Raw genomic sequence first — 23851 nt, forward strand, 5'->3', positions numbered from 1 at the left:
GCCTGACGTCCTGGCTCCCGATCTGACAGGGGATATTTCGGCGGTCGCGGCCAGTGCGCCCGGGTGCCAGACGACGTTGCCGTTTCGCACCCAGAGGCGTGTGCTATGAGAGTATCGCGTGCCATTGCTGTGGCATTGCTCGCCGCCAGTTCGGTCCTGGCTGTCCCCGCCGCGGCGGAGCCGGCGCCCGCGCCGCCCCGGCCCGACGTGGCGGGTACGCTGCCGCCGCCGGGTGGGCTGCTGCCCGGGCTGCAACAGCTCATCGACCAGATGATCCCGCCACCGCCGATCACGCCGCTGCCGGAACCGAGTTCGCCTACGCACGAGGCGACCACGCTGTCACCATCGCTGGCGGCGCTGCGCTCGGCCGCGCTGCCGGCCGCCGTCGGCGACCCGATCTTCGACGTGTGGCCGGCGAACCTGCCGGAACTGCCCGAGGGGCAGGTCATCGAAGTGCGCGACGTGAGCGCGACGACCGCGCCGTTGATGCTGATGCCGATCCAGCGCGCGCTGCTGGTGAAGTACCGCACGACGGACGCGCACGGAGCGCCGTCCTATGCCACGGCGACTCTTGTCGTTCCCGCGAAGCCCTGGCCGGGGCGCGGGCCCCGGCCGGTGGTGGTGAACAATCTGCCCATCGACGCTCTCGGCCGTACCTGCACACCGGGATACACCCTGGCGCACGGGCTCAATCCGGACACCAGCTTCACCGACTTCCTGCCACCCACCACACATGTGGCGGCGCTGCGCGGTTACGCCGTACTGATCCCGGACCACGAGGGCCCCTCGATGGCCTACGCCGAACCGTTCGTGGCCGGTCACGCCGTGCTCGACTCGATCAGGGCGGTGCGCAATCTGTTGCCGGAGGAATTCGGCGCAGCCAGGTTCGGTCTCGCGGGATACTCGGGCGGCGCGATCGCGACGCACGGGGCGGTGAAGCTGATCGACCACTACGCACCGGAGTTGGCGGAGGTGATCGTCGGCGCCGCACTCGGCGGTGTGCCCGCCGACTACGAGATCCTGGCGCGCAGTATGAACGGCAACCTCGCCTCGGCGATCTTCATGGGAGCGGTCTTCGGGATCGGCCGTGAGCGGCCGGAGATCCTGGCCCGGATGAACAATCTCGCCCAGTGGGTGGCCATCTCACCGGTGAAGGACATGTGCGGCAGCAGCTACGGAGCGATCGGCGTGCTGATGCTGCCGATCGACATCGCCGCGAACTTCCCCGATCCGCTGCATTCGGCGCTGGCCGCGGACATCTATCGGGTGACCAAGATGGCCGGGATGCGGTCGGCGACTCCGCTGTTCATCTACAACGGAGAGCAGGAGTTCTGGATCCCGGCCGAGGGTGCGCGCAATCTCTATCTGGAGCAGTGCCGCCTCGGGGTGCCCGCGGTGTACCGTAGCGTGCTCGGTGAGCACATCATCGCGGGTGCGCTCGGCTATCCGGAAGCCATGATGTGGCTGGACGACAGGCTGCAGGGGTTTCGGGCGCCCGACGAGTGCTGACCGGGTGACGGCGCCGGGAGGGCTCCGGTAACGCGGTGTGCCCGCGCTCGCGATGAGAATCGTGTCCCCCTTCGGTCCGCCGGTCGTATGCCCAGATCTGGCGAGAGCGCTGTGCGGCGTCGTCGTGGCTTCGGTACGGTGGGCCGGTCTGGGCGGGGTGACGCCCGAATTCCCGAGAGAGGCTCATGAACGACATCACGACCACCGCGTCCGATCAAGCCAAGGCACTGGTCGGGCGGCACTACCGCCTGACCGACTCGTACGAGGTGGGCCGCGAGAAGATCCGGGAGTTCGCGCGAGCGCTGCAGGACGGCCATCCGGCGCATCGGCACGAGGACGCCGCCGTGCGGCTGGGCTTCGACGGCCTCGTCGCGCCGCTGACGTTCTCCTCGATCGTCCTCATGCTGATGCAGCGCAAGATGTTCGAGTCCGTGCTCACCGGCTACGACCTCGGCCAGGTGCTGCAGACCGAGCAGTCCATCCAGGTGCATCGGCCGATGGTCGCGGGCGACGAGGTGCGCTGCGACTCCTACATCGAGTCTTTCCGGCAGTTCGGTGACAAGGACTTCATGGTCACCAAGAACGTGCTGAGCAACCAGTACAAGGAAGTGTTGCAGACCGCGCACACCACCGCGGTGGCGCAGACGGGCGTGGACATCGCCGCCGATCTGCGCGCGGCGGTGGAAGGCGTGATCATGACCGGGCAGTCGGCCACCGACCGGTCGGACGCCGCGGCCGCGCGGAAGGCCGGCGAAGACAGCGGTCTGGTCGAGTGCTTCGAGGAGACGGTGCTGCCGGATTCGCCCGACGAGCCGCGCACGCCGCGAACCGCTCCCGCTTTCGAGGACTTGTCCGTCGGCATGGAGCTCGCGCCCCGCACGGTGCAGATCTCGCGCGGTGACCTGGTGAACTACGCCGGTGTGTCGGGTGACTCGAATCCGATCCACTTCAGCGACGTGGTCGCCCGCAGTGCCGGTCTGCCCGACGTGGTTTCGCACGGACTGCTGACGATGGGCCTCGGCGCCGGATACCTCACCTCGTGGCTCGACGATCCGGCCGCCGTGACGCGGTACGGGGTGCGGTTCGCCGGGTTTGCCCCGGTCGCGGCGGCCAAGGCGAGCGCGATCGAATTCCGGGGCCGCGTCAAGCAATTGGATCCCGAGCGTCGTGCGGCCACCATCGCGTTGACCGCGACCTGTGGTGAGCGCAAACTGTTCGGTCGCGCGACGGCGGACGTGCTGCTGCGCTGAACCGGCCTGCCCGGGTCTCGGCGGGGAAGCGCGGGATCCAGTGCCGTGGCGGCGGCGTGGCCCAGCCCGGTCCCTGTGATCAGCGGCATGGTTGTCGACCCTCTCGCGGAACGGGGACGCGCCGACGGTAGCGGTCACCCGGGGCGAAAACGGCCCGGATCGCCTGGTCTTGCGGGAGGTCCCGGTGACTTCGGCAGCGCCGAGCAGGTGTCAACAACGCGGGAGCCGATGATCTTGCGGATGTGCTTACACCTGCGCGTTCGCCGCGATCGGACGGGTGCGGTGCTGGAATGTGGGCGCGGCGCATGCGAGACTCGGTGCATGCGTGCTTCGGTAGTGCGGTCTCAGAACGAATCCATCGCTCGCGGAACGGCTCCGGTGGCGGAGGGCGGCCCCACCGCCTTGCGGATGATCCTCGGCGGGCGGATGCGGCGGCTGCGTGAAGCGTGCGGTATCTCGCTGGAGGACGCGGGCGAGGCGATCCGCGGCTCGCATTCCAAGATCAGCCGTTTGGAACTGGGGCGTACCGGCTTCCGGGAACGAGATCTGGTCGATCTGCTCGCGCTCTACGGCGTCACCGACGAGGAGGAGTGCGCCGAATTCAAGCGCCTGGCCAAGCAGGCGAACACCTCGGGATGGTGGCATCACGACACCGACTGGCTGCCGAAGTGGTTCGACACCTACTTGGGGCTGGAGCAGGCCGCTCAGCTGATCCGCTGTTACGAACCGCGGGTGATCCCGGAGCTGCTGCAAACTCCCGACTACGCCCGCGCCTTGTTCGTGCTCGCGCATCCGCACGAGAACGAGGAGTCGATCCAGCGGCGCGTGGCCTTGCGCATGCGCCGTCAGGAGATCCTGACCAGGCCGGACCCGCCGCAGCTGTGGCTGATCATCGAGGAATCCGCGCTGCGGCGCAGGATCGGCGGATCGCAGGTGTGGCTGGCCCAGTTGGAGCACCTGCTCCGGGCGGCGGACGCGCCGAACATCACGGTCCAGGTGCTCGCCGACCATGTCGGCGGCCCCGCGCTGGCCGACGGCGCGTTCACCATGTTGCGCTTCGCCGAGGCGGATCTGCCCGACATCGTGTACCTCCAGCAGCTCACCGGCGCGCTGTACCTGGACAAGGACGCCGATCTCGCGGCCTACCGGGCGGTGGCGAACCTGCTCTCGGTGCACGCCGCGCCGCCGGAGTACACCCGCGAACTCGTCGCGGCGTTGCGCGAGCGTGAGCCGCACATCGTGGAGCGGCCGTCGGGCCACCGCTGACCGGCGGGCCGTGTCCGGCCGGAGCGCTGATGCTACAGGGACTTTCGGCCGTAGCTGACAGTCGGGTGATCATGGCAGACTCGGGGCATGCGCGCTTCGAAGGTTCGACGAGACGCCGGGTCGGCCGGTGCGAATCCGGTGTCCGGCGGCGGGCCGACGGTTCTGCGCATGGTCCTGGGCGGTCGCCTACGTCGTCTGCGCGAGTCCTGCGGACTCAGCAGGGAAGACGCGGGCGAGGCCATCCGGGGGTCGCATTCCAAGATCAGCAGGCTGGAACTCGGGCGCACCGGCTGCCGGGAACGTGATCTGGTCGACCTGCTCGATCTCTACCGGGTGACCGACCCGGAGGAACGACAGCGATACCTGGAGCTGGCCAGGCAGGCGAACGCTTCGGGCTGGTGGGCGCGGGACAACGATTGGCTGCCGAAGTGGTTCGACACTTATCTCGGGCTGGAACAGGCGGCGCGCCGGATCCGTAGCTACGAACCGCGGGCGGTCCCGGAGCTGCTGCAGACGCCGGAGTACGCTCGCGCGCTGCTCACCCTGTCGCATCCGGGCGAGTCGGAGGAGTCGATCGAACGTCGTGTCGCGCTGCGGATGCGCAGGCAGGAAATCCTCACCGGCCCGCACCCGCCCCAGCTGTGGGTGATCATCGAGGAAGCCGCGTTGCGCCGCAGGATCGGCGGTTCCACCGTCTGGCGAGCACAGCTCGACCACATGCTGCGCGTGGAAGCCCAGCCGAACATCACCGTCCAGATCCTGCCCGACGACGTGGGCGGCCCGGCGCTCACCGACGGGGCGTTCACCATCTTGCGTTTCGCCGAGTCCGATCTGCCCGACATCGTCTATCTCCAGCAGCTGACCAGCGCGCTGTATCTGGACAAGATCGCCGATCTGGATGTGTATTACGCGGTGCTGAACCAACTTCTGGTGCTCGCGCCTCCGCCGGAGCATTCCCGCGGGTTGCTGCAGGTCCTGCGGGAGGGCGTCCGGCCGACCGTCGACGAACCGGTGGATCGCGCGCCGGAATGACCGGGTCGTGCCCAGGCGGGAGACCCACCGCCCGGTGGATCGGCCCCCACGGGTCGAAGCGCCGGGCGCGACACGCCGAGTGCCGACGCGGCGCGTGATTCGACCCGCCGGGATTGGGCATCTTCCTCGGCGAGGTGATGCGCATGCGTGGGCCGGGCCAAGTATTGTCCCATCGGGACAATAAAAGGTATGATGTCCCCATGAGCGACGACGGTGTCGGTCTGGACGGCCGTCGGCTGCGCACCCGGCGCAGCCGTGAGGCGCTGTCGCGCGCGGCGTTCGACCTGCTCACCGAGCGGGGGCTGCACGCGGTGGCCGTCGAGGACATCGCGCTCAGGGCCGGTGTCACCCGGCGCACGTTCAGCAGGCATTTCGCCTCCATCGAGGAGGCGATTCTCGGAGATGTCGATCAGGACGTCCACCTGTTCAACGAGGCGCTGCGCCGCCGTCCAGGGGGCGAACCGCCCTTGGTCGCCTATCGCAACGCCGTCCACGACTGGCTCGCCACCGAGTACGGTGGCGCCCGCGCCGCGCTGCTGGCCCGCCGCTGGGCCCTGTTCCAGCGCTTCGACGACGAACCCGAATTGTTCGCCGGTTATCAGCGCATCCGCATCGATGGGCAGCGCGAGTCGGTCCGGATCATCGCCGCGCGGCTGGAGGTCGATCCGCTGACCGATCCGCGTCCGGCCGTCGCGGTGGGCGCAGGCGCCGGCATGCTGCTCGCGGCGCTGCAGAGCTGGGCGGCTGGCCCGGACCCGATGGGCCTGCCCGGCCTCGTCGAAGAGTTCTTCGACACCCTCGTCACCCTCACCGCCGAATTCCGTAACGAGGAGTCACCGTCATGTCTACCCCGTCGGTGAACATCTACCGCCGGACGTGCCGACGCGTCGGTCTGGACCGGAACCCGCTGCGCCGCACGGAAGACCGGGTGCAGACCGGCGTGGCGGTCCTGCTCGCCCTGATGTTCCTGATCGTGGTGCCTCTACTGGCGGTCACCGTCGGCGGCCGGGTCTATCGTGTGGAAACCGCCGCGGTGCAAGCCGAGGCGGCGCGCCTGCGCCAAGTCGACGCCACCGTCATCGAAGCGGGGAAGGCCCCGCTGTACGCGCCGGTGGTGCCCGCGCGGGTGTCCTGGAAGGACGCCGAGGGTGTGGAGCACACCGGTGACTATCAATCGACCACGGTGGTGGAGCCCGGTTCCACCGTGCCGCTCTGGCTGAACGAAGCCGGTGCGATCGTGGAGCCGCCCTCGGCCACCCAGCCCGCCAGCAAGGCGGTGATGCTCACCGCCGGTGCGGTGCTGGGCGTCTCGGTCGTGCTCGCGGGCAGCTACCTGCTGGTGCGGCGTGGACTCGACCGGCGGCGCCTGCGGCAGTGGGAATCGGAATGGGTGGTCGCCGATCTCACCTGGGGGCACGGCTGAGGCGCGGTGCGGCGTGCCCGCCGGGCGAGGGTAGGGAACAGGCACAGCGGGCACGTCGCGTACCGGACCGCATCGCGGCGAACGAAGCGGACCGGCACTGCCCCCGAGATTAAGGCATCGGCGGGCCGGGCCGCCCGATTCCCCGCCGATCGCCGGAGATCGCACCACCGAAGCCCCGGTGACGTTGTGACACAACCCAGGCGACCCAGGTCGGCTCAGACCGGGTAGAGGCTGTGCTTGCGCGGGTTCGACTCGGCGCTCGCCTCTTTCTCGCGCAGCAGGCGCAGCGCGCGGCGAATCTCCAGCCTGGTTTGCGAGGGCTCGATCACCGCGTCGATGTAGCCGCGTTCGGCGGCGATCCACGGGGTGGCGACGGTCGCGTTGTACTGCTCGATCATGAACTCGCGCACGGCCGCGCGCTGGTCGGGAGCCACTTCGGCGAGCCGGCGTTTTCCGACGATGCTCACCGCGCTCTCCGCGCCCATCACGGCGATGCGCGCGGTGGGCCAGGCCAGGCTGATGTCGGCGCCGAGCTGCTTGCACCCCATCACCGCGTAGCCGCCGCCGTAGGCCTTGCGGACCACGACGGTCACGATCGGCACGGTCGCCTCGATCACCGCACGGAAGAACCGCCCGCCGCGCTTGATCACCCCGCTGCGCTCCTCCTCCACGCCGGGCAGCACACCGGGAGTGTCCACGACGAAGATCAGCGGCAATCCGAAGACGTTGCACAGCCGGATGAAGTGCGTCGCCTTGTCCGAGCATTTCGCGTCGATGGCGCCACCGAGCACCAAGGGCTGGTTCGCGACCACCCCGACGCTGCGCCCGTCCACCCTGGCGAAACCGGTGATCAGGTTCTGCGCGGTGCCCGCGCTGATCTCGTGGAAGTCGCCGTCGTCGAACAGGCGCAGCAGGATCTCGTGCATGTCGTAGCCCTCCCGATCGGAATCGGGCACGATCGCGTCCAATTCCAGATCGTGCGGCGTGACCTGCGGCTCCAGTCCCGGGTTGACGACCGGGCCCGATTCCAGGCAGCTCGACGGCAGATAGCTCAGGTAGGTCCTGGCCCAGTCGAACGCCTCCTGCTCGGTGGCGGCGACGTGGTGGATGGTGCCGTTGGCCGCCTGCGCCTGCGCGCCACCCAGCTCCTCCATGGTCACCTCCTCGCCGGTGACCTCCTTGATCACCTCCGGGCCGGTGACGAACATGTACGACTTCTCGGTCGCGATCAGGATGTCGGTGTTCACCGGTGCGTAGACCGATCCGGCCGCGCACTTGCCCAGCATGATCGACACCTGCGGCACGAAGCCCGACAGCCGCTCCTGGCGGCGGCTCATCAACGCGTACCAGGCCAGGGAGGTGACCGCGTCCTGGATGCGGGCGCCACCGGAGTCGTTGATCGCGACCACCGGGCACGCGTTGGCCGTGGCGAAGTCCAGCGCCTTGGCGACCTTGCGGCCGAACATCTCACCGACCGAGCCGCCGAAGACGGTCTGGTCGTGCGCGATCACCACGACGGGTCTGCCGTCGATCCGGCCGCGACCGGTGACCACACCGTCGCCGTACATGGCTCCGGGGGTGCCGGGCTGGCGCACCAGGGCGCCGATCTCGACGAAACTGCCCGGGTCGAGCAGCGCGCGCACCCGTTCCCGTGCGCTGGGGATGCCCTTGCTCTTGCGTTTCGCGATGCCGGTCTCGCCGGCTGGTTCCTCGGCGAGCTCCAGGAGTCCCCGCAGCTCGTCCAGCTTTTCTCGCGTACCGCTCATTGATGGTGTGGCCCTTCGAACTCGTCGCGACGCCGTGCGGCAGCGCGGCGTTCGATGCTATCGGCGGTGCTGTCCGCCGCACAGCCGTTCAGAAGAATCTCCTGGGACAACTCACAGGTTTACTCTCCCAGCTCTCGGCGGAGGACACCGGTACCCTGCTGCCGCGCGTCGGTGACACGATTTGTGCAAGGTCCCAACCGCGGGCACGGGGTCCGATGAACCGTCCCGAGGGCGTTGGCGAGGGCTTCTCAGGGCGGGGCGAACGGATCTAGGGTGATCTCGACGCAGCGCCGGAAATGCGCGGACGGCGCTGCGTCACATACTTGGGGCGTTCGAGGCGGTCGGGATTGATCCGATACTCGGAAGTCCGCGCGGGCCGAGACGGCCGGAATTGATCCGATACTTCGGAATGCGGTGCGTGCGGGAGCCGCCACAGGACCGAAAATTACGGCACCGCCGCACTTTCATCCCATGCCGGATGCGGACCGGCCGAAAGCCACTCCGACACTTGTGATTCCGCCCAACGGGTCGGGCGGCCGCTGATGACTTACCTGATTAGGCCGAACATATATCGATTCCATCACGATCCGTCGCTAACCTTCGGGAGGCATGATGGGTAGTCAGCCGAGAACGAGTACCGAGACGTTGACATCGAAACTCGTCGCACACCTCGCGGAGCATTCCGGCCATGCCGCGTCCGGCGATGTCGCGACCACGGCGCGGAACTGTCTGGCGGCCGCCGTCGAACGGTTCGCTCCGCGTCCGTCGCCCGCGACGGGCCGGCCGCCGGAGATCGCCGGTTTCGCCTCGCGCTGGGCGCGCGAGGGCATCGCGCTGGAAACGGTGCTCGGCGCGTATCACGACGAAATCCGGAACAGCTTGGAATTCCTCGCCGCGGAAGTCGCGGGCGAGCAGACCGATCGGTTTCTCGAGGGCGCCCGGCTCGCGGTGCACGTTCTGGAGATGGTGACCATGGCCGCGTCGACGGCCTATGTGGACGAGCACCGCACGGTCGCGCGGGAGCATCAGACCGCCGCCCAGACCTTGGTCTCCGCCCTGCTCGGCGGACACGCGGTCGGCGAACTCGCCAGGGCGACGGGCATCCCGATCGCGCGGTCGTACCAGGTGGTGGCGCTGGGCATTCCCGCGCATCCGGACGAGCGAAGACCCGGCGCGGGCGCGGACGCGGCCCGGCGCAAGCTCCGCCGAGTCCAGGCCGCGCTGGCCGGTCCGCTCGGCTCCCGGGCGTTGTCGGTGCTGTCCGCCGCGGGCGGCACGGTGCTGGTGCCGATCGATGACGTGCCCGCGCGCACCGGCATGTTCAGCATGACCGAGGAGGTGCTGGCCATCGTCGGCGAGGCCGCCGAGGTGCCGTTGACCGCCGCGGTGGCCGCGGGGCGCACCGCCCGCATTCCCGAACTGGCCGGACGCGCCCACGATCTGCTGGACCGGTTGCGGGCGGCGGGTCGGCCCGCCGGGTTGTATCAGGTGGCCGACGTGGGTGAAACGCCGGGTTGTGAACTGCCCCAGCCGGGCCACATGGCCATCGTCACCTCGCCCAACGATCAGGTGATCGGCCGTTCGGCCTGAACCTTCGCCGCTATCGTCGGATGTGCCCTGATCTCGAGGGTGTGCAAAGGAGTGCAAGTGTCCACCGCCTTGTCCGATCGCGATATTCTGCGCGAGCTGGAGCCCACTGCCGAACGCCTGCTCAACGACCATCTCCGCAAAGCGAAGTCATGGCACCCGCACGATTACGTGCCGTGGGACGACGGACGGAATTTCGCAGCCCTCGGCGGAATCGACTGGGAGCCGGGGCAATCCGCTCTCTCCGAGGTGGCGCAGACAGCGATGATCACCAATTTGCTCACCGAGGACAATCTGCCCGCGTATCACCGGGAGATCTCGGAATCGTTCTCCTTGGACGGGGTATGGGGCACCTGGGTGGGCCGGTGGACCGCCGAAGAGAATCGCCACGCCATCGTGATGCGCGACTATCTGGTCGTTACCCGCGCGGTCGATCCGGTGCTGCTGGAGCGGGCGAGAATGGCGCACATGACCACGGGCTTCGCGAAACCCGATACCGAGCAGGTGTTCCTGCGCTCGGTGGCTTACGTCACACTGCAGGAGCTGGCGACCAGGATCAGTCACCGGAACACCGGAACGGCCTGCGAGGATCCGATCGCCGAGCGTATGCTGCAGCGAGTCGCCGCCGACGAGAACTTGCACATGATCTTCTACCGGAATATCAGCGCCGCCGCCCTGGACCTGGTCCCGAACGAAGCGCTGCGCGCGATCACCAGCGTGGTCACCCGTTTCCAGATGCCCGGGCTCACCCAGCCCGATTTCCGGCGCAACGCGGTGCTGCTGGCCAAGCACGGCATCTACGACCTGCGCCAGCATCTCGACGTGGTCGTGCGGCCGGTGCTGCGGGCGTGGCGGGTCTTCGAACGCGCCGATCTGACCGGTGACGGCGAACGCGCCCGCGACGAGCTGCACGCCTACCTCGAGGACCTGGAGGCCCGAGCGCGACGGTTCGAGGAGCAGCGCGAGCGCGCGGCGGCCAGACAAGCGGAACGGGCTGCCGCGGCAGGATGAACCCGCGCGTACCGATCACCGTGGCGGCGATGGCCCTCATCGCCGTGACCGCCGCTGCCCCCGTACCGGCCGATCCGGTGCCCCCGGCCCCGCCGCCGCCCGCGGTCGATCCGGCTATGACCCGGACGGGGCTGCTCTCGATCGATCGGGTCGGTCCCGGTCGGGAACGGCTGTCCATCGCCTCCGCGGCGATGCGCCGGATCATCACCGTCGACGTGCTGCGCGGCAGCGGCGCCGCGCCGCGCCCGGTGCTGTATCTGCTCGACGGCGTCGACGGCGACGCCACCTCGGCGTGGCTCACCAAGGGTGGCGCCGCCGAGTTCTTCGCGGGCAAACCGGTGGACGTGGTGCTGACCGGCGGCGGCACCGGCAGCATGTACAGCGACTGGGCCCGGCACGACTCCGCACTGGGGCTCAATCGCTGGGAGACGTTCCTCACCACCGAGCTTCCGCCCATTGTGGAATCCCTGCTGCGCACCGACGGGCGCCGCGCCATCGCCGGTGTCTCGATGGGCGCGCAGGCGGCGATGATGCTCGCTCAGCGCCACCCGGGCTGGTACCGGGCGGTGGCGGGGCTGAGCGGGTGTTATTCGACCGCTGACCCGCTCGGTCACGCGGTCACCACCATCACGGTGGCCTCCCGCGGCGGCAACGTCGAGAATCTCTGGGGCCCGCCGACCTCACCGGAATGGGCCGCGCACGACAGCCTGCTGCACGCGGAATCGCTGCGCGACACCGCGATCTACCTTTCGGCGGCGACGGGGCTGCCGACCGGCGCGGACCTGGTGGCGGTCGCGAACTCGCCGACGATCGCGGAGGCGCTGCGGACGGCGGGTGGCGGCGCGGCGCTGGAGGCGGGCGCCCGTGCCTGCACCGAGCGGTTCGTCGCGCGCCTGAACGAGCTGAGGATTCCCGCCACCGTGGAGTACACCGCGGAGGGGATGCACACCTGGCCGGACTTCCAGACGCAGCTGCCGAAAGCGTGGAAGGTGCTGGCCCGGGCGCTGGGCGTGGCCGAGTCCTCCTGAGCGGCGGAATCGAACGGGCGCCCGTGCGTTGACACTACTGTGTCCGCGGCGCTGTCCTCTCTCCCGTTCTCCGTTCTCGACCGCTCGCGCGTCCGGCGCGGCCAGAGCCGCCCCGCCGCGGTGCGGGAGACCGTCGAGTTCGCCCGGCTCGCCGAAGAGTGGGGCTATCACCGCTTCTGGGTCGCCGAACACCACAGTGTGCCCGGCGTGGCGGGTTCGGCGCCCACCGTGCTCGCGGCCGCCGCCGCTGCCGCGACCTCCCGGATCAGGATCGGCACGGGCGGGGTGATGCTGCCCAACCACCAGCCGCTGGTGGTCGCCGAACAGTTCGGAGTGCTGGAGTCGCTGTATCCGGGACGCATCGACATGGGCTTGGGCCGCTCGGTCGGCTTCACCGACGGCGTGCGGCGTGCGCTCGGGCACGACAAGCGAGCCGCGCAGGACTTCGATGCCCAGCTCACCGAGTTGCTGGCCTACTTCGCCGCGGGCAACCACGGCGTGCACGCGTGGCCGGCCGAAGGGCTGCGGGTGCCGTCCTTCCTGCTGGCGACCGGGTCCGGCGCCGAGCGCGCGGCCCGCTTCGGGCTGCCACTGGTGATCGCCGCGGTCGGTGGCGAGGACCGCATGGTCGAGGCCATCGATCGCTATCGCGCGGAGTTTCGTCCTTCCTTGCCGGGCGCGGCACCTTACGTGGTGGTCTCCGCATCGATCGTGATCGCCGACACCGCCGCGCAGGCGCACCGGCTGCTGCTGCCCGAGGCTTGGTCGGCCGCCTACGCGCGCACCCGAGGCGAGTTTCCGCCGCTGATCCCGCCCGCGGAGATCGAGACGCTCACCATGACCGCTCGGGAGCGCCGGATCTTCGACGAAGGACTGCAGGGCCATCTGTACGGCACCGAGGACGAGGTCGCCGATCAGCTGGAGCGGCTGGTCGGCCGGACCGGCGCCGACGAGATCCTCGTCCACACCAGCACCTACGATCGCGGCGCGCGGCTGGCGTCGCATCGCCGCTTGGCGCTGGTCGCCGGTCTGGCGCACGGGTCGCCGGGGGAGCTCGAGCGAGTCGGCGCGCGGCCCGGTACGGCAGCCTGATCAGGCGCCGGACGTAACTGCCTGCGGGAACTGCACTTCGGCGGCGGCGTAGCCGAACAGCTTGCGCCCGTCGGCCCGGGCGTCGACCGCGATGGTCGCCCGCCGCCTGCGCGCATCGACCGAGGTGACCCGGCCGCGGAACTGGATCGTCCCGGTGCCCAACGGCGGTATGCGCAAGTAGTGCGTATTGTGCGCGAACTGCGCGCGGAATCGGGTGACCGCCGTGGGGTCGCCGAGCCAGGAGGTGAGGAACGACGTGGCCAGGCCCAGTTTCAGCATGCCGGGCGCGACCACGGTCGGCAGGCCGCTGGCGAGCGCGACCCGCTCGTCGAACAGCACCGGATTGGATTCGCCGGTCACGCCGGCGTAGTTGACCAGGTCGCCGCGGGACAGCCGAACGGTGCGGGCGGGCAGTTCGGCGCCCACCGCGAGATCGGCGAAGTCGACGACCGGTCGCGGCGACCGGCCGGTGGGCGTCGGTGAGAGATGGTCGGCGGCAGCCGGGACCACGGGGTTGCCCCCGGCTCGACGCGGTGCGTCGGACACTCGATCGCCCATGGCGACTCTGCGCACGGCGTCGGCCAATTCGGCATCGCGCGGGCCGACGCGGGCGAGCAGCGCGCTGGATCCGGTTTGCGCCACCGCGCCGTGCTGGTCGATGAGCACGCTCTTGACCGCGAGGACGTCGTAGTCGCCGAAGTGCCGGAACGATTCGAAATAGATGTCACAGGTCAGGCGGTCGCCGTCCACCAGCGGCCTGCCGAAGTCGAAAACCTGGTCCGCGTGCAGAATCCGGGTCGGGTCGTAGCCGGTGATCAGCGTGTCAAGTATTTCACGGTGCACCCGGGTGAGGATGATCGAACTGAATGTGGCGGGCGCGACGAGCCCGGAAAAGCCGAGTTCGGCGGCAGCGGCCTCGCTGTGATGCGCCGGATGGGCATCCTGGACGGCACGGGCGAATTCGCGGATCTTTTCCCGTTCCACTTCGTACCGAAAAGTGGAACGGTAACGGTGGTCGACCAGCGACCTCGCCTGATCGGCCGGATTCACCGCGGTCTCGTTCATGGTTGCTCCTGTATTGCGAAAACGGTGGCGGACAGCGGCTCTCGTCAGGCGAGCGGGCCGAACCGCCAGATCTGCGGGGGCACCTGCTCGGGGGTCACGGTGCCGACGACGGACACCCCGGCGTCGTGGAAGGTGCCCACCGCCCGGTCGATGTGGTCGGCCGAGGTGATCACCACGGCGTCGCGCGCACCGATCGCGCGCATGATCGTGGCCGAGCGGGTGGCGTTCTGCGCGGTCGTGTCGGCCTCCGGTTCGAGATGGATCCGGGCAGCGGGGAGGCCGCGGGCGCTCAGCCAGTCGGCCATCGCCCGCGCCTCGGTGACGCCGTTGCGGGCGTTTCCGCCGGTTACGATGATCGGTGAGAGGGGCGCCAGCAGGGCCTGCAGATACCCGGCGTGCAGACGGTCGATCAGTTCCGGGCGCATCCCGCCGTCGGGCAGCAGGCCGTAGCCGAGCACGACGATGGCGGTGACGGGTCCGTGTACCGCCGGAGCCGGGACGCGCGCCGGTCCGACGGCGGTCGCGGGACCAGCGTCGGCGGAACCCGTGCTGTCCGCCGAGGCGTGCGGCAGGTGGGTGAGCGCGGCGGTGACGGCCACCGCGCCCAGCAAGGTGCGGGCGAGCGGAACCAGGTTGACGGACAAGAGATCTCCCAGCGGTTAGCCATCGGATGGCCACCGATGGCTGGGGTGCGGCGTGCATCCATGATGCGGCCGCGGGCCGTTGCGGAACCGTAACCTCTTGGTGATCTGGATAATTCACCGTTTCCACGCCGCCGGCTTGTGCTACCTGAACTGTCCGCCGAATTGCGTGAATTGTCTTTTCCGCACCCTTTTGTGCCGTATCCCTAGCCCGTGACAAACGCGTTCGTGAGGTCTCCAGATCCAGTCGTTCCGCGTGGGCGGCCGCCTTTTCCGGTTCTAGCGTTGGCGCAGCTTCGGTGCCGTCTACCAGCGAAAACGGCGCCGGTCGTCGAACACTGTGGTTCTGCAGGAAGGCAACCAATGAAACGAAGTACCTACGGGCGCGCGTCCCTGGCGGCGGTGCTGCTGAGCGTGTCGGTGCTCGCCGTCGGCGCCACCGGCGCGAATGCGGCGCCGGAGACCCCGCCGAGCGAGCAGCAGTTGGCCGATTACATCGCGGCGGGCCGCAAAGTGGCGCCGGTGGCGGATTCGGGCAGCGCGGGCACCGGCTCGGCGTGCACCTCGGGCAGCGGCGCGGGTTCGGGCAACGGGTCCGGCGACTGCTACGGCGGTTCGGGCAGCAGCTCGGGGTCCTCCGGCGGCTACGCCAGCGACACCGTGGGTTACGGCCCGCCGATGACCTCGTGGCTGGCCGCCTTCGGCTACGGGCTGACCCATCCCGACGTGGCGCCGCCCGGAACCAACGACTGGAGCTGCAAACCGACTGCCGAGCATCCGCGCCCGGTGGTCTTGGTGCACGGCACCTGGATGAACGCCTACAACGGCTTCGCCTACATGGGCCAGCCCATCAAAGACGCCGGATTCTGCGCGTTCACCTTCAACTACGGCCGGTCGAATCTGCTCGAGGGCGGCGGTCTCGGTTCGGTGCTGCCGGGCGTGATGGGTACCGGGTACATCCAGGACTCGGCCAAGCAGCTGGCCACGTTCGTCGACCGGGTGCTGGCCGCGACCGGGGCGCCGGAGGTGGACATCGTCGCGCATTCGCAGGGCGGGTCGATGTCGAACTGGTACACCAAGTTCGAGGGTGGCGCGGCCAAGGTGAAGAACCTGGTCACCTATGGCGCGACGCATCACGGCACCAGCCTGGTCGGCATCGGCGCGCTGGGCCGGGCGATCAACAACTTCGGTATCGACATCCTCGGTTTCATCGAGATCTTCGTCGGGCACGCCGGCATCCAGCAGACCATCGGCTCGGATTTCGTCAACAAGCTCAACGAGAACGGCGACACCGTTTCCGGCGTCGACTACACCGTGGTCGGCACCCGCTACGACGAGATCACCAATCCCTACGACCTGACCTTCCTGAAAGCGGCGCCCGGCGTGACGGTGCAGAACATCACCCTGCAGGACGGATGCGAGCAGGACGTGTCCGATCACCTCACGATGATGTATTCGCCACGGGCGCTGTCGATCGCGTTGCGCGCGCTCGATCCCGCCGGTCACCCGAATCTGGAATGCACCTTCAACCCCTGGTTGCTCGGGGGCGGGGGCTCGCTGTGATCTCCGGATAGACCTGTTTCCGTCGAGCGGCGCGGCGTGTGCCCTTACTTCGCACGCTCGCTCGACGGAAGCACCGACCACCATGCGTTCCTGCCCGCCGGACGGAATCCCTCAACCCGCCTCCGTCTCGGCGCGCACGTCCCCGGCGCGTGGTGGTGCGCCCACCGAGCGGACCCTCGCACCCGCCGCTCGGTGGGCATCGGCGTGTACCGGGCGGGTGCGGACCGCTCCGTAGACTGTCGCCGTGACCGATCTCGCGGACTTCTCCCGGCTGATCACAGGCGACCACGGACTCTGTGTCGTCTCCACCTTGCGTGCCGACAACACGATTCAGTCGTCGCTGGTCAACGCGGGTGTTACGACGCATCCGAAGACGGGTGCGGAGGTGGTCGCGATGGTGGTGCGTGGCGATGCCCGCAAACTGGACAACCTTCGTGCCCGGCCGCGGATGACGGTCGTGGTCCGCGTCGGCTGGCAGTGGGCCGCCGTGGAGGGGCCGGTGTGGATCGCCGGCCCGGACGACCCCGCTGCCGGCCTCGATGCCGAGCGGCTGCGACTACTGCTGCGTGAGGTGTTCACCGCCGCCGGCGGCGTGCACGAGGACTGGGACGAGTACGACCGCGTGATGGCCGCCGAGCGCCGTGCGGTGGTGCTGGTCGTGCCGGATCGCGTCTACGGCAACGGCTGACCGGACAACCCCGCCGTGATCAGTTGCCGCGCTGACGTTTCCGATATGCCCGTACCTTCGAGATGCTGCCGCAGGCGCGGCCGTCGGGAGTTTCGGCGTACATAGAGCACCACGTGCGGCTGCGGTTGCGGCTGTGGTCGTAGAAGACGTTGCGGCAGTCGGGGCACGATTTGAGCCGGGCCCACTGCTGCCCCGCGATCGCGGCGGCGACCAACGCGACGATCGCGGCCGCCGCGCCGCGATCGCCGGGGCGGTAGCGCAGCGGTTGCGCTTCGTCGCCGACGGTCACGTGCACCGGATGCCGTTCCAGCCATGCGCGCAGCTCGGTCGGTGCGCAATGGCCCAGTGCCGCGCGCAGATCGGTGCGCAGCGCCAGCAGTTCGTCCACGTCGTGCGGGCGCGGTCGCGGAATGTCCGGCAGGACGCTGTGCCAGTCCGCTGCTCGCGTGACCAGCGCTGGGAGATCGTCGACCGGCGTGCGGGTCTCGTGCGGCAACCGCCAGGTGTTCAGGAAGGCCCGGACCTGCTCCAGGGTCCCGGGTGCGCTGCTCGTCCCCGCCATGTTTACCAGTGTAGCTGTTGACCAGTAAACGGCATTACGTTTACCGTTCAAATGTATGACCGGTAACAGAGTGTCCGAGCGGTCCGTGCCCACGCGGCGGACGGGCCCGCTTCCGCTGCGGCGCGCCCGGGGCGCGGTCGCGGTGTTGTTCGCGCTCGGCGGGTTCGTCTTCGCGGGATGGGCGGTGCGCATTCCCGCGGTGGCGCAGCGTCTGCACGCCACTCCCGGGGAACTCGGACTCGCGCTGCTGGCCATGTCGGTCGCGGCGGTGGCGACGATGTCGGCCGGCGGCGTGATCTGCCGCCGCTGGGGTAGCGCCCGCGTGGCAGCCGTCTCGGCCGGGATGCTGTCGGCGGCGGTCGTGCTGCCGCCCCTGGCATTGTCCGTGCCGCAGCTCGCGGCGGCGCTGACCGTCTTCGGCGTGGCCTTCGGCGCGCTCGACGTCGCCGTGAACACGGTGGCCGTCGACCTGGTGGCCGCGCTGGATCGCCCGCTGCTGCCCGCCATGCACGCGGCCAACAGCCTGGGCAGCCTGGCGGGGGCGGGCGCGGGTGGCGTGCTCGCCGCGCGGCTGACGCCGGCCGAGCACCTGCTGTGGGTGGCCCCGCTGGGTGTGGTGGCGGCCGTGGTGGCCGGGTGGGTGCTGATTGCCGATCCGGTCCCCCCGGCGCTGTCGCCGTGGGCGCGCGGTGATCGCTCGCCGTGGATCGTGGTGGCGTTCGGTGTGGTCGGGCTGTGCGCCGCCTTCGCGCAAGGTGGTCTGGACAACTGGGTGCCGCTGCATCTGCGTACGGATCTGGGAGCGGGCGAGGGGCTGGCGGCGGCCGGGTACGGAACGGTCCAGGCCGCCATGGCGGTGGGCCGGGTGGCCGGGGTCGCGCTCGTCACCGCGGCCGGGCCCGCGGCCGTCTTGCGAATCGGTGGCGTCGTCGCCTGTGTCGGGACCGCGCTCGCTGCCCTGACCTCGTCTCCATGGCTCGCGCTGGCGGGTCTCGGCGTCGCCGGGCTCGGGCTGGCGAACCTTTTTCCGCTGGCGGTCGGAGCCGCGGGTACGCGCGGGGGTGCGAGCGGCGTGGCGGTGGCGACCACCCTCGGTTACGGCGGCATCCTGCTGGCGCCACCGGCGATCGGCTTCGCCGCCGAGGCCGGTGGCTTGCCGCGAGCGCTACTGCTCGTCCCGGTCCTCGTCGCCGTCGCCACCGCCGTCGGCCACGCGCTTCGCCGTCATCTCCAGGAGCCGAGACGCGATCCAGTGGTCACAGGTCGATCTCCACATCGCTGATCGGGTAGGCCACGCAGGAGTGGGTGTAACCGGACTTCTCGTCGGACAGCCGGAGCCGGGCCTCCTCGGCGGTGTGCACTTCGCCCTTGACGATCCGGATCCGGCACAGGCTGCATTCGCCGGAGCGGCACGCGGCTTCGGGCCGAATGCCGTTGTCCTCCAGCGCGTCCAGCAGTGGACGGTTGCGAGGGGTACGGAAGGACGTGCCGCCGACGGTGACGGTCACCTTCCCGGCCGGGTCGGCGCCGGCAGGCCAGTGCGATTGGACAGTGGGGTCGCTGGGTGCGCCGTTGGCTTCGAACCGGATTCGCTTGCGTGGGTGGCCGAGCGACGTGAGTTGTTCGAGGGCGTGCGGGTAGAGCGCTCGCGGTCCGCACACGTAGACCGTGCGGCCGTCGAGGTCGCCTACGAGGGCCTGGATGGTGGCGGCGGTGAGGAGGCCGGTGTGGCCCCTCCAGTCGGTGCCGGGTTCGGCGATGACGTGGTCGACGGTGACGCCGGGATGCCGGGCGGCGAGCTCGTCCAGTTCGGCGCGGAAGATCACGTCGGTGGCGTGGCGGGAGCCGTAGATCAGGTGGAAGGCGCGGTCGTGACCGTGGTCGACGATGTCGCGGATCATGCTCATGGCCGGGGCGACGCCGGAGCCGCCGGCCAGGAACACCACGTCGTCGCCGTGAAACAGCGGGTTGTGGTGGAAGGTGCCCATCGGGCCGGTGGTGGTGAGAACCTGGCCGACCCGCAGTGTGTCCAGGAGCAGATTGCTGACGCGCCCGCCGGAGACGCGGCGGACGGTGAGGTCGTAGTGGTCGAGCAGGGCAGGGGAGGAGGAGATGGCGTAGGGGCGGCTGGTGCCGTCGGCGAAGACGTTGACGTATTGACCGGCGAGGAACGGTGGCAGCGCCACTCGGTCCAAGCCCTCGAGCCGAAAGGTTCTGGTGGACGCCGTCTCATCGACGATCTCCGCGACGACGAGCTTCAGCCGCTTGGGGTGGAAGGTCTCGACTGTGGCGCGGGTTTCGGCGTGGTGGTCGCGTGCGTCGGGGACGCGTGCCTCGATTTCGGCGAGGATCTGCGCCGCGCCGCCGAATTGATCCGCGAAGGGATGCTTCATGGTCTGCTCCGTTCAGGCGGCTCTGCCGCGCAACAAGCGGCGGGCGACGCGCGCGCCTGCTTCGAGGGTGGGTTGGAATCCGCCGATCCCGGCCCAGGAACCGGCCACATGCAGTCCGGGAACATGGGTTTCGCGTTCGCTGTTGCGGAACAGCCAGCTCTCGGTCGCGTCTTGGTCGTAGCCGTAGATGGCCCCGCCGGGATGGCCGAGGTAGCGCATCATCGTCAACGGCGTGGCCACGTCCACTTCTTCGATGGCGTCGCGGATGCCGGGAGTGATGGTCTCGCACAGGTCGAGCAGTGTCTCGGCGTAGGCGAACTTGGCGTGCGCGTACTGCGCGGGAGTCGTGTCGCGCCAGATGTCGGCGTACTGCAGCGTCATCAGGCTGACATGGGTGGCGCCGGCGGGCGCGAAACCGATGGGCGCGACGTCGTAGGAACTCACGCAGATGCCGCGCGCGGGCTCGAACGAGCGCCAGGCGTCGTAGGTGCGGTCGTCATCGGTGTCGACGTTCACGAAGGTGGTGCTGGTGGTGAACCCGAGTTCGGCGGGTGTGGCGTCCAATCCCATGTGGAGCACGAACCCGGAGACGCCGATCCGCCTGGTGGCCAGGTCACCGCGAATCGCGGCAGGCACGTCGAGTCCCTCGAGCATCCCGTAGGTGACGGGCAAGGAAGCATTGGACACCACGTCGGGTGCGGAAACCTCCGAGCCGTCCTCGAGCCGCACGCCCAGTACCCGGCCGTTCGCGGTGAGAACGGCCTCGACGCCGGTGTTGAACCGCACCTCGCCGCCCGCGCGGCGGAACGCGCCGAGAATGGCGGTCGACATCGCCTGTGACCCGCCGCGCACATGCCACGGCTTGAATTCGAAGTAGGCGAACAACGTCAGCGCCAGATCCTGGAACCGCAGCTTGGACGGCGGCTGCCCGAGATAGGTCCAGTACATGCCGAGCGCGACTTTGACGCGGTCGTCGTCGAAGTACTCGTCGAGCACGTCCTTCACGGGTCGCAGACCGTGGGTGAACAGCACGGGATCGATCTGCGCCACCGGCATGCCACGCATGGCGGCGATCTGCCAGAACGTCACCTGCTTGACCAGTTCGAAGAATCTCGCCGTCCGGTCGCGGTTGCCGGGGAACGCGCTGTCGACAGCGTCGATCGCGGCGTCCCAATCGGCGGGGAGGGTGAGGTCGAGCAGTCCGGGAACCACCGCGCGGTAGAGGTCGTGCTCCTGGACGAAGTCCAGCTCGCCCGCGATGCCGAGCTGCTGGAAAAGTCCCTCTCGCAACGAGATCGGCTGGCCTTCGACACCGACTCCGGAGAGCTGGTGCAAGGCGACCTCGAACTCGAACCGGCCGCGGCGGAAGGAGGTCGCACAGCCGCCGGGGACGTTGTGCCGCTCCAGCAGCAGCGTCCGCGCGCCGGCACGCTGCAGGGTGGCCGCGGCCGTCAGCCCGGCATTGCCCGCGCCGATGACTATGGCGTCGTAGTCGCTCACGCTCCGGTCGCCTCACGCTCGAGCTGTGCGGCGGCTTCGGCGGTGATGCGTTCGAACTGCTCGCCCATCCGGGTGGCCAGCGTCTGCGCGGCCGACAGCGGGCGCACCATCACCATGAAGTCATCGATCTTGCCGTGCTCATCGAAGTGCAGGAAATCGCATCCGGTCAACTGCTTGCCGTCGACGGTGGCCTCGAAGACGAAAGCGTGGTCGCGGCCGCCCGCGTCCGCGATCTCGCGCACGTATCGGAAGTCTTCGAAGACCCGGATCACCGCACGCAGGATGGCCGCGGTGATCGCCTTGCCCGGGTACGGCTTGAACGCCACTGGGCTGGTGAACACCACATCGTCGGCGAGCAGCGCCTCGATGGCCGCTTCGTCACGCGCTTCGACGGCTTCGCGAAAGGGATGCATGTCGCACCTTTCATAGTCAATTATATGAGTATGTGTCTCGGACATTAGCGCCGGTTCATCGGTGATGTCTAGGGCGGTAAGGACAACAAGTTGAATATTCGTGTCCTGTGTTAACCTGGGGCGATGGCGCTACGCAACGCGGTACTGGCCGCGCTCCTGGAGGGCGAGGCGTCCGGGTACGACCTGGCCAAGAGCTTCGACGCTTCGGTCGCGAACTTCTGGATGGCCACGCCGCAGCAGCTGTACAAGGAGCTCGACCGGATGGCCGCCGACGGACTCATCGACACCAGGGTCGTGCAGCAGGAGCGCCGCCCCAACAAGCGCCTGCACGCCATCACCGCCGCGGGCCGGGCGGCGCTGCGCGAGTTCATCGCCGAGCCCGCCAAGCCCACCGCCATCCGCGACGAGATGATGGTCAAGGTGCAGGGGATGGACGTCGAGGACGCGCCCGCCGTCCGCGCCGCCGTCGCGGAGCGAATGGACTGGTCGAAGGCGAAACTGGCCCGCTACGAACGCTTGCGCTCGCGGTTGCTGGACGGTCGCAGTGAACCGGCCTACCTGGCCGAGACCGAACGTATCGGCCCGTACCTCACCCTGCTGCGCGGAATCTCGTTCGAGCAGGAGAACATTCGCTGGAGCGCGTTCGCCCTCTCCGTCATCGACCGGCGCATGGCGGCGCATGCCGAGCAGCGCCGCCCCGGTGCCGACTCGCGCTCGTCGGGAGCCGCCGAGTCGGACCCGATCGCCGCTTCCTGAAGCGCCGCCATCGGGCTCGGGTGGCCTCCTCGCCGGCCTGTACCTGTAGGAAGGCTGCCCGCAGGGCGGCGAGTTCTCGCTCGGACTCATCGGCAGTTCCGGAGTTGTCCATCGCCGGGAGGGCGATGGGGCTGCCGTCGGCTGAGACGGACGGCGCGATTCACAGGACCGCAGCTATGCGTATACGTATACTGCAATTATGTTGGATCCCTTGAGCCTCGCCGTCGGCGCCGGTCTCGTCGGTGCCGGTTGGGTGTGCGGCCGGTTCGGGCATCGGCGGCGATCCCGGTCGGGGGAGAAACTGCCCGCTCGCTGCGGTTGCGGCCACGATCTGTCGCTGCACGACCGCGCGACGAGTAAGTGCCACGCCGAGATCTCCAGGAAGGGCACGCACGGCTTGCGAGAGTGGGTCGGCTGCAACTGCCGCCGATACACCGGCCCGACCCCGCTGGAAGAAGTCTTCAGCTCGCCCCTGCTCCCGCCGGAATCCTGAACCGGGAACCGACGCCCCGGTTGCCATCGGGCGAGCGGCGGTCAGCCATACCGATCAGGAATCGAGAAGCGTCGGCTACAGCGCGGCACTTAGCGTTACCGGCATGAACATCACCACTGATCAGCCCACCATCGAGTCCGTCACCCTCGAGGTGTCCGATCCGGAGGCCGCCGAGACCTTCTACGCCGCCGCGTTCGGGCTCGGCGGCAAGGTGCGCGTGCGCGCCTCGGAAGCGCCGACGAACGGGTTCCGCGGCTACATCCTGTCGCTCGTGGTGTCGCAGCCGAGCGCCGTCGACAGCCTCGTAGGCACCGCAGTCGGTGCGGGCGCGACGACGCTGAAGCCGGCCAAGAAGAGCTTCTGGGGTTACGGCGGCGTCGTCCAGGCGCCGGACGGAGCGATCTGGAAGATCGCGACGTCATCGAAGAAGGACACCGGGCCGGCCACCCGGGAGGTCGACGATCTCGTGGTGCTCCTCGGCGTCGACAACGTCAAGGCGACCAAGCAGTTCTACCTCGACCGTGGCCTGACGGTGGCGAAGAGTTTCGGCAGCAAGTACGTCGAGTTCGACGCCCCGCCGTCGTCGGTCAAGCTGGCGCTCTACGGCCGCCGCGCCGCCGCCAAGGATGCCGGCGTGTCACCGGAAGGCAGTGGGTCGCATCGCATCGTCATCGGCGGCGATATCGGGTCTTTCGCCGACCCGGACGGGTTCGCATGGGAGGTCGCCGAGTCGACATCCGGCCGGTCCGACGCCTGACCGAGCGCTCGGGACGTGCCTCGGCCCGTGCCACGCGCGATCCCGGCAGTTCTGCG

Annotated in this window: 23 protein-coding genes; 16 read left to right on the forward strand and 7 right to left on the reverse strand. The window is 69.2% G+C overall.

Annotation, left to right across the window (positions count from 1 at the left end; genetic code table 11):
- The first annotated feature begins 105 nt into the window (after nt 1-105).
- From ON27_RS12995 to ON27_RS39835, 6 genes are all read left to right on the forward strand, one after another.
- Complete coding sequence (locus ON27_RS12995) at nt 106-1509, forward strand: lipase family protein (protein ID WP_043725234.1); 1404 nt, start codon at nt 106-108, stop codon at nt 1507-1509.
- 185 nt (nt 1510-1694) lie between these two features.
- Complete coding sequence (locus ON27_RS13000) at nt 1695-2759, forward strand: fused (3R)-hydroxyacyl-ACP dehydratase subunits HadA/HadB (RefSeq protein WP_043725238.1); 1065 nt, start codon at nt 1695-1697, stop codon at nt 2757-2759.
- Nucleotides 2760-3080: 321 nt separating this feature from the next.
- Entirely contained in the window at nt 3081-4025 is a 945-nt protein-coding gene (locus ON27_RS13005) for a Sco1979 family transcriptional regulator (protein WP_051046496.1), read from the forward strand.
- A gap of 87 nt (nt 4026-4112) precedes the next feature.
- The gene (locus tag ON27_RS13010) at nt 4113-5057 is read left to right on the forward strand and encodes a Sco1979 family transcriptional regulator (protein WP_051046497.1); all 945 of its coding nucleotides are present in this window, start codon (nt 4113-4115) and stop codon (nt 5055-5057) included.
- Nucleotides 5058-5257: 200 nt separating this feature from the next.
- On the forward strand, nt 5258-5917 hold the full coding sequence (locus tag ON27_RS13015) for a TetR/AcrR family transcriptional regulator (RefSeq protein WP_043725240.1): 660 nt from the start codon (nt 5258-5260) through the stop codon (nt 5915-5917).
- Nucleotides 5899-6480, forward strand: a complete 582-nt coding sequence (locus tag ON27_RS39835; protein WP_157227172.1) for an Rv1733c family protein — start codon at nt 5899-5901, stop codon at nt 6478-6480. Before ON27_RS13015 ends, ON27_RS39835 begins: the two co-directional genes overlap by 19 nt.
- A 215-nt stretch (nt 6481-6695) precedes the next feature.
- On the opposite strand, the gene ON27_RS13025 is transcribed toward ON27_RS39835, so the two are convergent.
- Complete coding sequence (locus tag ON27_RS13025) at nt 6696-8246, reverse strand: acyl-CoA carboxylase subunit beta (protein WP_043725243.1); 1551 nt, start codon at nt 8244-8246, stop codon at nt 6696-6698.
- Nucleotides 8247-8891: 645 nt separating this feature from the next.
- Here ON27_RS13025 and ON27_RS13030 point away from each other — a divergent pair.
- From ON27_RS13030 to ON27_RS13045, 4 genes are read left to right on the forward strand one after another with little or no spacing between them, the layout of a single operon-like run.
- Nucleotides 8892-9836, forward strand: coding sequence for an RsbRD N-terminal domain-containing protein (locus ON27_RS13030; protein ID WP_245559927.1), 945 nt, complete (start codon nt 8892-8894; stop codon nt 9834-9836).
- 57 nt (nt 9837-9893) lie between these two features.
- Nucleotides 9894-10844 carry an acyl-ACP desaturase gene (locus ON27_RS13035; protein ID WP_043725282.1) on the forward strand — a complete coding sequence of 317 codons (951 nt, stop codon included), beginning with the start codon at nt 9894-9896 and terminating at the stop codon, nt 10842-10844.
- A 29-nt stretch (nt 10845-10873) separates the two neighbouring features.
- Nucleotides 10874-11872 (forward strand): alpha/beta hydrolase, encoded by a 999-nt coding sequence (locus ON27_RS13040; protein WP_245559928.1) that lies wholly within the window; start codon nt 10874-10876, stop codon nt 11870-11872.
- A gap of 39 nt (nt 11873-11911) precedes the next feature.
- The gene (locus tag ON27_RS13045) at nt 11912-12964 is read left to right on the forward strand and encodes an LLM class flavin-dependent oxidoreductase (protein WP_051046499.1); all 1053 of its coding nucleotides are present in this window, start codon (nt 11912-11914) and stop codon (nt 12962-12964) included.
- Here the strand turns inward: ON27_RS13045 and ON27_RS13050 are convergent, their stop codons facing one another.
- On the reverse strand, nt 12965-14029 hold the full coding sequence (locus ON27_RS13050; RefSeq protein WP_043725251.1) for a fused (3R)-hydroxyacyl-ACP dehydratase subunits HadA/HadB: 1065 nt from the start codon (nt 14027-14029) through the stop codon (nt 12965-12967).
- 44 nt (nt 14030-14073) lie between these two features.
- A complete protein-coding gene (locus ON27_RS13055; RefSeq protein ID WP_051046500.1) occupies nt 14074-14673 on the reverse strand; it encodes a YdcF family protein in 600 nt (199 codons plus the stop codon).
- Nucleotides 14674-15033: 360 nt separating this feature from the next.
- On the opposite strand from ON27_RS13055, the gene ON27_RS13060 reads away from it, so the two are divergent.
- Nucleotides 15034-16233: an esterase/lipase family protein gene (locus ON27_RS13060; protein WP_043725254.1), complete on the forward strand. Its 1200-nt coding sequence runs from the start codon at nt 15034-15036 to the stop codon at nt 16231-16233.
- 244 nt (nt 16234-16477) lie between these two features.
- Nucleotides 16478-16921 carry a TIGR03618 family F420-dependent PPOX class oxidoreductase gene (locus ON27_RS13065; protein ID WP_043725257.1) on the forward strand — a complete coding sequence of 148 codons (444 nt, stop codon included), beginning with the start codon at nt 16478-16480 and terminating at the stop codon, nt 16919-16921.
- Between the two features lie 19 nt (nt 16922-16940).
- Here the strand turns inward: ON27_RS13065 and ON27_RS13070 are convergent, their stop codons facing one another.
- On the reverse strand, nt 16941-17483 hold the full coding sequence (locus ON27_RS13070) for a CGNR zinc finger domain-containing protein (RefSeq protein ID WP_043725261.1): 543 nt from the start codon (nt 17481-17483) through the stop codon (nt 16941-16943).
- A 55-nt stretch (nt 17484-17538) separates the two neighbouring features.
- Between ON27_RS13070 and ON27_RS13075 the strand changes: the two genes are divergently transcribed.
- Entirely contained in the window at nt 17539-18765 is a 1227-nt protein-coding gene (locus ON27_RS13075; RefSeq protein ID WP_051046501.1) for an MFS transporter, read from the forward strand.
- On the opposite strand, the gene ON27_RS13080 is transcribed toward ON27_RS13075, so the two are convergent.
- The 3 genes from ON27_RS13080 to ON27_RS13090 are packed head-to-tail and all read right to left on the reverse strand — an operon-like array spanning nt 18740 to nt 21789.
- Nucleotides 18740-19876, reverse strand: coding sequence for a 2Fe-2S iron-sulfur cluster-binding protein (locus ON27_RS13080; protein WP_043725263.1), 1137 nt, complete (start codon nt 19874-19876; stop codon nt 18740-18742). The genes ON27_RS13075 and ON27_RS13080 overlap by 26 nt on opposite strands.
- Before the next feature lie 12 nt (nt 19877-19888).
- Nucleotides 19889-21376 (reverse strand): phytoene desaturase family protein, encoded by a 1488-nt coding sequence (locus tag ON27_RS13085; protein ID WP_043725266.1) that lies wholly within the window; start codon nt 21374-21376, stop codon nt 19889-19891.
- Nucleotides 21373-21789, reverse strand: a complete 417-nt coding sequence (locus ON27_RS13090; protein WP_043725267.1) for a nuclear transport factor 2 family protein — start codon at nt 21787-21789, stop codon at nt 21373-21375. The genes ON27_RS13085 and ON27_RS13090 overlap by 4 nt, the downstream gene beginning before the upstream one ends.
- A gap of 123 nt (nt 21790-21912) precedes the next feature.
- On the opposite strand from ON27_RS13090, the gene ON27_RS13095 reads away from it, so the two are divergent.
- The 3 genes from ON27_RS13095 to ON27_RS13105 all read left to right on the forward strand — a co-directional run bounded on the left by ON27_RS13095 (nt 21913) and on the right by ON27_RS13105 (nt 23795).
- The gene (locus ON27_RS13095; RefSeq protein ID WP_083887540.1) at nt 21913-22545 is read left to right on the forward strand and encodes a PadR family transcriptional regulator; all 633 of its coding nucleotides are present in this window, start codon (nt 21913-21915) and stop codon (nt 22543-22545) included.
- 199 nt (nt 22546-22744) lie between these two features.
- Nucleotides 22745-23038 carry a hypothetical protein gene (locus tag ON27_RS13100; RefSeq protein WP_043725268.1) on the forward strand — a complete coding sequence of 98 codons (294 nt, stop codon included), beginning with the start codon at nt 22745-22747 and terminating at the stop codon, nt 23036-23038.
- 103 nt (nt 23039-23141) lie between these two features.
- Entirely contained in the window at nt 23142-23795 is a 654-nt protein-coding gene (locus tag ON27_RS13105; RefSeq protein ID WP_043725270.1) for a VOC family protein, read from the forward strand.
- Nucleotides 23796-23851 lie beyond the last annotated feature (56 nt).

Source organism: Nocardia asiatica NBRC 100129, assembly GCF_000308415.1.
GTDB lineage: Bacteria > Actinomycetota > Actinomycetes > Mycobacteriales > Mycobacteriaceae > Nocardia > Nocardia asiatica.

Bases quoted from the DNA above. Each gene is read 5' to 3' on its own strand.
- ON27_RS13100 (WP_043725268.1), top strand. From the start codon at position 22,745: ATGTTGGATCCCTTGAGCCTCGCCGTCGGCGCCGGTCTCGTCGGTGCC.
- ON27_RS13005 (WP_051046496.1), top strand. From the start codon at position 3,081: ATGCGTGCTTCGGTAGTGCGGTCTCAGAACGAATCCATCGCTCGCGGA.
- ON27_RS13015 (WP_043725240.1), top strand. From the start codon at position 5,258: ATGAGCGACGACGGTGTCGGTCTGGACGGCCGTCGGCTGCGCACCCGG.
- ON27_RS13075 (WP_051046501.1), top strand. From the start codon at position 17,539: ATGACCGGTAACAGAGTGTCCGAGCGGTCCGTGCCCACGCGGCGGACG.
- ON27_RS12995 (WP_043725234.1), top strand. From the start codon at position 106: ATGAGAGTATCGCGTGCCATTGCTGTGGCATTGCTCGCCGCCAGTTCG.
- ON27_RS13070 (WP_043725261.1), bottom strand. From the start codon at position 17,483: ATGGCGGGGACGAGCAGCGCACCCGGGACCCTGGAGCAGGTCCGGGCC.
- ON27_RS13095 (WP_083887540.1), top strand. From the start codon at position 21,913: ATGGCGCTACGCAACGCGGTACTGGCCGCGCTCCTGGAGGGCGAGGCG.
- ON27_RS13105 (WP_043725270.1), top strand. From the start codon at position 23,142: ATGAACATCACCACTGATCAGCCCACCATCGAGTCCGTCACCCTCGAG.
- ON27_RS13060 (WP_043725254.1), top strand. From the start codon at position 15,034: ATGAAACGAAGTACCTACGGGCGCGCGTCCCTGGCGGCGGTGCTGCTG.
- ON27_RS13040 (WP_245559928.1), top strand. From the start codon at position 10,874: ATGGCCCTCATCGCCGTGACCGCCGCTGCCCCCGTACCGGCCGATCCG.
- ON27_RS13010 (WP_051046497.1), top strand. From the start codon at position 4,113: ATGCGCGCTTCGAAGGTTCGACGAGACGCCGGGTCGGCCGGTGCGAAT.
- ON27_RS13000 (WP_043725238.1), top strand. From the start codon at position 1,695: ATGAACGACATCACGACCACCGCGTCCGATCAAGCCAAGGCACTGGTC.
- ON27_RS13090 (WP_043725267.1), bottom strand. From the start codon at position 21,789: ATGCATCCCTTTCGCGAAGCCGTCGAAGCGCGTGACGAAGCGGCCATC.
- ON27_RS39835 (WP_157227172.1), top strand. From the start codon at position 5,899: ATGTCTACCCCGTCGGTGAACATCTACCGCCGGACGTGCCGACGCGTC.
- ON27_RS13050 (WP_043725251.1), bottom strand. From the start codon at position 14,029: ATGAACGAGACCGCGGTGAATCCGGCCGATCAGGCGAGGTCGCTGGTC.
- ON27_RS13025 (WP_043725243.1), bottom strand. From the start codon at position 8,246: ATGAGCGGTACGCGAGAAAAGCTGGACGAGCTGCGGGGACTCCTGGAG.
- ON27_RS13080 (WP_043725263.1), bottom strand. From the start codon at position 19,876: ATGAAGCATCCCTTCGCGGATCAATTCGGCGGCGCGGCGCAGATCCTC.